Source organism: Clostridioides sp. ZZV15-6598 (genome assembly GCF_020657705.1).
Taxonomy (GTDB): domain Bacteria; phylum Bacillota; class Clostridia; order Peptostreptococcales; family Peptostreptococcaceae; genus Clostridioides; species Clostridioides difficile_F.
In genome coordinates this window covers 1-8,366 of the sequence record NZ_JAGWCS010000152.1, presented here as the reverse complement: position 1 = coordinate 8,366, position 8,366 = coordinate 1, and the positions used below count along the sequence as shown (strand labels likewise).

Below are 8,366 nucleotides of genomic sequence, written 5' to 3'. Positions count from 1 at the left end.
TTTACTAACTTAATATTCCACTAGATTTTTATAAAGTTTTGTTTTAAAATTAATTTTAAAGCGTATATATAATACAGACAACTTAGACATAATTCGTTATTAATCTACTTAAAGCATATTTAATTAACACCACTCATCCAGAAAATTCAGAAAATTACATTGACATAGGAAAAAGTTTATTTTATACTTTTTTTAGGACACATTGTGGACACGTCTTAAATTGACAGTCATAATTTACATTATAAATTTGACCACAATACTTATTTTCAATATTATATTTTAAAAACATAGGGAGGATATTATGAATGATAACGTAGTTAAAAAGAAGAACTTTTTTGACAGAACATTAAACAGAATAGAAATTGTTGGTAATAAACTACCAGACCCAGTTACAATATTTTTAGGATTATGTGTACTTTTACTTATACTATCTAGCATAATCGGTTCTATGGGTATATCAGTAGTTCATCCTGGTACTGGTGAAACTATAACTGCTGTAAATTTATTAACTGTAGAACAACTTCAGATTTTATTAGGAAATATTGTTAGTAATTTTCAAGGCTTTGCACCTTTAGGTCTAGTTTTAGTTACTATGATAGGTGCTGGTGTTTGTGATAAAACTGGACTTATGACAGCAACAATAAAGGCATCAGTAAGCAAAATTCCTGAAACAAAAGTAACTCTTGTTGTAATGACTATAGGTATGCTTGCAAATATTGCATCAGATGCAGGTACAATACTATTCCCACCATTGGCTGCACTTGTATATCTTGGCGTTGGAAGACATCCACTTATAGGTTTATTTTCTGGATATGCCGCAGTCTGTCTAGGATTTGCAGCAAACATCATGATAAGTGTTAACGACATACTTGCTGCAAGCTTTACAGTTCCAGCAGCTCAGATGATTGATTCTGGATTTGAAGCTAATGCAACAATGAACTTATTTTTTATGATAGCATCAACTTTTGTATTAATATTATTGGCAACTTGGGTAACAGAAAAAATCGTAGCTCCTAGATTTGGTAAATATGAAGGAAATGCAGAGCTAGATGTTGATGGTAGTCTTAGTGATGTAGAAAAAAAAGGACTTAAAAAAGCTGGTATAAGTATATTAATATATGCAGCAATTATAATAGCACTTAGTGTAATTGGTCAAAAACCATTCCTAGCAGACCCAGAAACAGGAGATTTATTATCAAATAATGCTCCCCTTATGAAAGGTATGGTACCTATAATAGCTTTAGCCTTTTTTATACCTGGTGTTGTATATGGAAAAACTATAGGTAAAATAAAAAAAGATAAAGATGTTGTATCTATAATGGCAGGTGCAATGAGTGATATGGGCGGATATATAATACTAGCATTTGCTGCTTCACAGTTTTTACAATTATTTACAAATAGTAATTTAGGTTTAATACTAGCTGTAAAAGGTGGAGAGTTTTTAAAATCAGCAGGGATAAATGGCCCTTTATTATTGATAGGATTTATTATATTATCATGCTTTATAAATTTATTTATAGGAAGTGCATCTGCAAAGTGGGCTATACTTGCACCAATATTCGTACCAATGTTTATGATGGTTGGATACAATCCAGCACTTACACAAATGGCTTATCGTATAGGTGATTGTATAACAAATCCACTTAGCCCATTATTCCCATACTTCCCTATTATACTAGCATTTACAAGAAAGTATGATAAGGATGCGGGTATGGGTACTGTAATAGCTAATATGATACCATACTCTATATCATTCTTGATAGTATGGACTATACTATTAATACTATTTATGGTGTTTAATATTCCATTAGGACCTGGAATATTCCCTTCTTATAGTATGTAATTTATTTAATTTTTTTCTAAAAGGAGAAATGATTTATGTTAAGTAAAAATAGACTTATAAATAATTTTATGGATATGGTTAGAATTGACAGTCCATCTAATCAAGAATTAGAAATGTCTAAGTGGATAGTAAACTATCTAAAAGAAAGAAATATAGAAGCTATTATAGATGATGCTGGTGAAAAATATGGGGGTAATACAGGAAATGTCATAGCATATATAAAAGGCGAAGAAGGAAGTAAACCTCTTTGTTTATGTGCTCATATGGACCAAGTTCAACCTTGTTTGGGTGTAAATCCAATACTAGATGGTAATGTAGTTAGAAGTGATGGGACTACTACACTTGGTGCAGATGACAAAGCTGGCATAGCTGCTATCCTTGAAGCTCTAGAACATGTTATTACAGAAAAAATACCACATAGAGATATATATCTATGCTTTACAATTTGTGAAGAAGCTGGTATGCATGGTGTTAAAAACTTTAACCCTGATAACTTACCTTGCAAAGATATGGTTATTTTAGATTCTGGTGGAGCTATTGGTTCGATAGCATATAAGGCTCCTGCACAGGAATCTATAAAAATCTCTTTTTATGGTAAAAAAGCACATGCTGGTATAGAACCTGAAAAAGGTATAAATGCTATATTGGTTGCCTCTCATGCAATAAGTAATATGCATATAGGTAGAATAGATTCTCTAACAACTTCAAACATAGGTAAAATAGAAGGTGGTGGAGCTACAAATATAGTAACTGATAAGGTTACATTGACTGCTGAAATCAGGTCTCATGTCCCTGAGACTTTAGAATATGAACTTAATTATATGAAAAAGTGTTGTTCAGATGCTGCATCTAAATTTAATACCACTTACACTTTTGAACATAATATGTCTTATCCAAGTTTTGAACTTAGTAGGGACAGTCATGTTTTTAAATTAAGTGAAGAAGCAATAAGACAAGTTGGTGTTATTCCAAACCCAATGGTAATTGGTGGTGGTAGTGATGCAAATATACTAGCTAATCTTGGATATAACTGTGCTATATTAAGTTTAGGGATGTATGATGTACACACAGTTAATGAATATGTAAATATAGATGAATTATATGATACTGCTAAAATAGTTTATAATATGATTAAGTTATAATTATTAGATAATTTTCTAAATTAGTGCATCATATGGTTAGATTATAGATATTAGATTCTACTTTTAAATCAGTCTATCATATGATTAAGTTATAACTATTAGATTCTACTTCTGAATCAGTCTATCATATAATTAAGTTAAATAATGAATTATAAAAAATTAATGATAAATTAGAGTGATATAACTCATATAAATACTTCTATACAATATTACTCTTTAAATCTCATAATTAAAAACCTATGTATTTTCAACTCTATAAGTACTATCTTAAAAAGTTGATTTACATAGGTTTTAGTATTTTATATGACACTTCATACAATCTTATATAATATTTTAAAACAATATCTCAGTAATATTCTTTGGTCTACCTCCACCAATACTGGTTTCTTTAGCACATATTCTACCTAAATCTGCACTTACTATTTTATTCAGTATACGCCTTGCACTTCTTTCACTTACATTTAGATATTCTGCCAATTCTTTTGAATCATAAATCTTGCTTTTTCTATTTTCACTTATAGCTATGATTTTTGCTACTGATTCGCAACTCATCCCAGTTTTTTTAGATATTTCTATTACTTTCTCATCAGCCAATACTAGGGAGTAATTTAATTCATTTTCTGAAGCTAAAGGACCTCTTATATTTTCATCTTCATCCACTAAATATATACCAATTTCTTTTGAATCTATTGAATGTCTTAATGCTTTATGTGCATTATTTTCAGCTTGATATGCAGTTACCCCAGTACCAATCCCTATACTAAGAGAAAATCCCATGTCTTTTATATCTCTTTTTAACTTAAATAATTTATCATAATTGTACTCATTATCAGCTACGCCTTTATGAACAAATACTACATAATCATTTCTTCCAAACGAAAATAAAGAACCTTGAATACTTCTTGCATAGTTTACTACAAGCTTATCCATATCTGATTTTTTTATCATATCAGAATAATAATTTTCTATCTTCTCTTTATAGTCTATTAAACTCAATATTTCTACTGCAATTTGAGAAAATCTAGCCTTGCTTAGAGCATATTCACTCTTCACTTTCTCATAACTTTCTTTGATTAATTGTATAGTTGCTTGTAGGCGAAATACAGGATAACCTCTTTCCTTTAACTCATTGTATACTGCTCCAAAACCAGTTATCATTATCTCAGTCTTATTTTCCTCAAACAATTGTATATGCCACTTTGCAAGTTCAGATTCCCCTACTTCTACAGAAAATGGCCTACAAAATATACTTGTAACTTCAATATCAAACTCTTTAAGTGCATCTTCTACAACATATCTATCAACTACATCTATACTAAATTTATCTAGCTTTATATTTGCGCTCTTTATTGCCCAAAATGCTTTCATTATACTTGTCCCACTTCTTGGAACAAATGAATGTGGTTTACTTATTTCATGTTTAGATTTTATAAACTCATAGACTCCACATCCTGTAAATATAATGGCATCACATTCATCTTCACATTTCGAAATAACTTCTATGGTATCTACTACTTTTTCTCTTACATATATTTTAGTTTCTAAATTGCTGTCTATCTGTTTTAAGTCTTCCTTTATCTTAAATCCAGAGTCTGAAGGACCTATAATACCCACTATCATAAACTTCGCTCCTAATCCATCAATATTGTACTTACTAAAAAAATTATAATATCATTGCTTTTTATTTTTTATTTAATTTATTATCTCACATTCTATATTTACGGTAAAGAGCTTCTATACAAGCGTTCATATGAATATACCATATTTAAATAAAGCATATTATTTTAAGTAGTTATTAGTTTACTATCTTGATGATTATAAAGTAAACTTTCAAAATCTCTACTTGGAATAGGCTTACAATAGTAATATCCTTGAATTACCACACAATTCAAACTAGCCAAAAACTCTGCTTGCTCTTTTGTTTCTACACCTTCTGCAACTACAGCCATTTCTAGGTCCTTAGCCATGGCTATAGTATGCTTTAAAACAATTTTTTCTCTTTCTGTAATTTCTTTTTCATTGAAAAATCCACAATCTATCTTTAATGTGTCAATATTTATATTTTTTAGCATATTTAATGAAGAATATGCTGAACCAAAGTCATCCATATTTAAAACAATACCATCCGTTCTAAGCTCTGCTATTATCTTGGCAAATAACTTTATATTTTTAATAAATAAGCTTTCTGTAAGCTCTAATTCTAAAAGCGACTTTGGTATGTTATATTTATTTATTAGACCTAAAACAACATATCTAAATTGAGGATTATACAAATGTAGTCTTGATACATTTACGGAAATCGGTACTGGCTTCTGACCTAGGTCTATCCATTTCCTTATCAAAGCACATACTTGCTCCCATATATACATATCTAGTTTAATGATAAATCCATTCTTCTCAAATAGTGATATAAATTTATTTGGAGGTATTATACCTTTTTCTGGATGTATCCATCTAACTAATGCTTCTGCCCCTACAATTTTATTTATTTCAAGATTATATTTAGGTTGTAAGTATACATGAAACTGTCCATTTTCCAATGCATTTTCCATTTCTCTTTCCATCTGTTTTTCTTCAATTGCATCATTCCTCATAGCCTCATCATAAAACATATGATGACTTATGCTCTGCTTCTTTACATTTTTGTGAGCATATCCTGCCATCTCACAGGCATTTGTAACTGATATATTATTATCCAAAATCCTATAAATTCCAAAGCATGGTATTAACATATATTCAAATTGCTTTATACTTAAATTCTTTGTAATTTTATAAATTAATTTATCTACATCTTTATCATGATAGCACTCAAAAAAAATGCAAAATACATCTGCATACATACGACAACAAATTCCCTTAGAAGCAATATTTTTTTTAATCAATTCTGCAATATATATTAATGCTCTATCGCCCTCTTGAATACCATAAATATCATTAATTACCTTAAACTTATCTATATCCATCATTATAGCAACATAATGTTTATCAGAATGTTTTTTAAGTAATAAGTTTGCTTGTTGACAAAAACCTTCGTAATTATATAGACCTGTCAATATATCTCTTTGTCTTTTACGTATTTGCATAATATGGTCTATATTTTTAATAGAAAGCAAAATATGTGCCTGCTTTTCACCAAATTTATTTTTACTGATAACATTTAGGATAAACATGGATGCCCAATAGTATCTTTTATCCTCACCTAAACATCTACACTCAAAACTCAACTTTAAGTCCTCTTGCTTGATATTTTTTGAATCATCAAGAAACTTTGAATAAATATTAGAGTAAAATATGGTTCTATCATCAGGATGAATTATATAATTTCTAATGTATAAAAAGGTTTTTTGTATATTCTCTTTTACAGATATTTTAAAAATATTGTTTTCTGATTGATATATTGGAGTAATCAAATTTTTCTCTAAGCAAATATCTAAGATTATATCATATGTATTATAAACTAATTTTTCATAAGTCTTAGAATATCCATCACTTGTTATACTGTCAAAAGGTTCCTCAGTCTCTAAATTTTTATATGTAGATAGAATCCTTTTTTCTGAACCATTTAAATTGTTTATTTCCTCTATTTTATTGGCCTTTAGTTTATTTTTTTCATAATATCTTTGCTTATCTTGATACATTCTCTCATCAGCAATTTTAGTCAACCTATGTATATTTGTACTATTCTCACTCCAAATGCTTCCTATTGCTACACTATATACCCTAGTATCTTTAAACTCTTCACTTAACCAGGTAACTTTTTCTTCAAATAGTTGTTTTGAAATTTCCTCACATAATACAACAAACTCATCTCCACCAATACGATAAATATTATAGGAATGAAAGTATTTTTTTATAATTACACAGGTTGACACAATAGCAGAGTCGCCGCTAGCATGTCCAAAATTATCATTAATATCTTTTAATCCATTTATATCTATAAACACAACACCTATAGATTTAGATTTATTGCTGTGAAAATTATCTATGTATTTAATATATTTATTTCTATTGTAAACCCCAGTCAAAAAGTCATAGTAACTCATATGATTCAATTTATTTTCTACTTCTCTTTTTTTCATTTCATTCAATAAAAAATAAGATAGAGAAGTCAAAAGAGATGTATCTTTAACAGCTCTATGTGGATTGTCAACTCCAATAAATCCAATTATTTTGTCATCTTGCTTTAGTGAAGATGCTATCAAACTTTCAATATTTTGAGGTTTTAAAATTTCATACTCAATTGGTTGTGTTTCTTTTATACTTTCTATATTATCTAATATTATAAAACCTTTTTCATGAAATAATGAAAACCAATTTTTTAATGCTTCAACATCAATATCTTCAAGGAATTGTTTTTGTCCCTCAATACCTTGATTACACCATTCATATGTATTATTTATCTTTTTCCCATCTGCTGACACTTCAAAAACATATGCTCTATCAGCTTTATGAAATTCTCCAATACTGCTTAATACAAGATTTATAGCATTTGAAAAATTAGTTTCTGTTATAAGATGTTTAATACATCCAACTAATAATTCTTTTATTTCTAATTTTTCTTCTATCGACTTACTTATATTTTCCTTATCAGTAATATCAAGAGCTATTTCTAATCGTGCAGCTTTCCCTTCCCACTTAATTAATTTATCTTTTAATATAAAGTGTCTGTCTATTCCAGTGTTTGTATTTTCCCATATGTAATATTCATCATCTTTCAAAAAAGAGTTAGTACAAAATTCACAAGGAGAATCTCTTCCTTGTAATGCTTCATAACATTTTCTATGAGAAATATCATCAAGGCCTAGCATCTTTTTCCCATTTTTATTAATATATAAAAGTTCATATGTATCCAAGGAGGAAACATATATAATTTCATCTAATTCATCTACTAAATTTCTCACATTCATTTATGTGTAACTCCTTTTATCCAATTTTTTAAATTCTTAAAACTATGTCAAGTTTTGCTATACCTTTGATGATGATACTGTACTTTTTTATATAAAAAAAAAGAGTACAATAGCATCATCTTTTTTGACAAATAGAGCTCATCATTATATCACTCATTGAAGCTCTCTAAAACTTAAATATATTTTGCTGTACATACTATTTTTTAAATCTTCATATAATTCTTATTATTTGTACCTTAACTTAGTTCTAAACAGGTTTTATATTATAAAAATTATATTTTATACTCATATCTTCATCCAATATATAATATAAATATTTACATAACTATTAAATAAATATTTATATTACGAAGAATTAAACTGCTTTATTCCTTTAAAAATACATCAGTTCTCATTGCTATAAAAAAACACATTCTACAATAAATTACAGCGTTGTTATTATAGTTATATTAATAATATCATAAAGACCATTAT

Annotated in this window: 4 protein-coding genes; 2 read left to right on the top strand and 2 right to left on the bottom strand. The window is 28.4% G+C overall.

Features of this window, described 5'->3' with window-relative positions; genetic code table 11:
* Positions 1 to 301 precede the first annotated feature (301 nt).
* Entirely contained in the window at positions 302 to 1,843 is a 1,542-nt protein-coding gene (locus KGF50_RS18695) for an AbgT family transporter (RefSeq protein WP_227849461.1), read from the top strand.
* Between the two features lie 35 nt (positions 1,844 to 1,878).
* Positions 1,879 to 2,985 carry a M20/M25/M40 family metallo-hydrolase gene (locus KGF50_RS18690; RefSeq protein ID WP_227849460.1) on the top strand — a complete coding sequence of 369 codons (1,107 nt, stop codon included), beginning with the start codon at positions 1,879 to 1,881 and terminating at the stop codon, positions 2,983 to 2,985.
* Positions 2,986 to 3,318: 333 nt separating this feature from the next.
* On the opposite strand, the gene KGF50_RS18685 is transcribed toward KGF50_RS18690, so the two are convergent.
* Together KGF50_RS18685 and KGF50_RS18680 are read right to left on the bottom strand one after the other, a co-directional pair.
* Positions 3,319 to 4,605 carry a transcriptional regulator gene (locus tag KGF50_RS18685; RefSeq protein ID WP_227849459.1) on the bottom strand — a complete coding sequence of 429 codons (1,287 nt, stop codon included), beginning with the start codon at positions 4,603 to 4,605 and terminating at the stop codon, positions 3,319 to 3,321.
* Positions 4,606 to 4,769: 164 nt separating this feature from the next.
* Positions 4,770 to 7,892, bottom strand: coding sequence for a bifunctional diguanylate cyclase/phosphodiesterase (locus KGF50_RS18680; RefSeq protein WP_227849458.1), 3,123 nt, complete (start codon positions 7,890 to 7,892; stop codon positions 4,770 to 4,772).
* Positions 7,893 to 8,366: the final 474 nt, after the last annotated feature.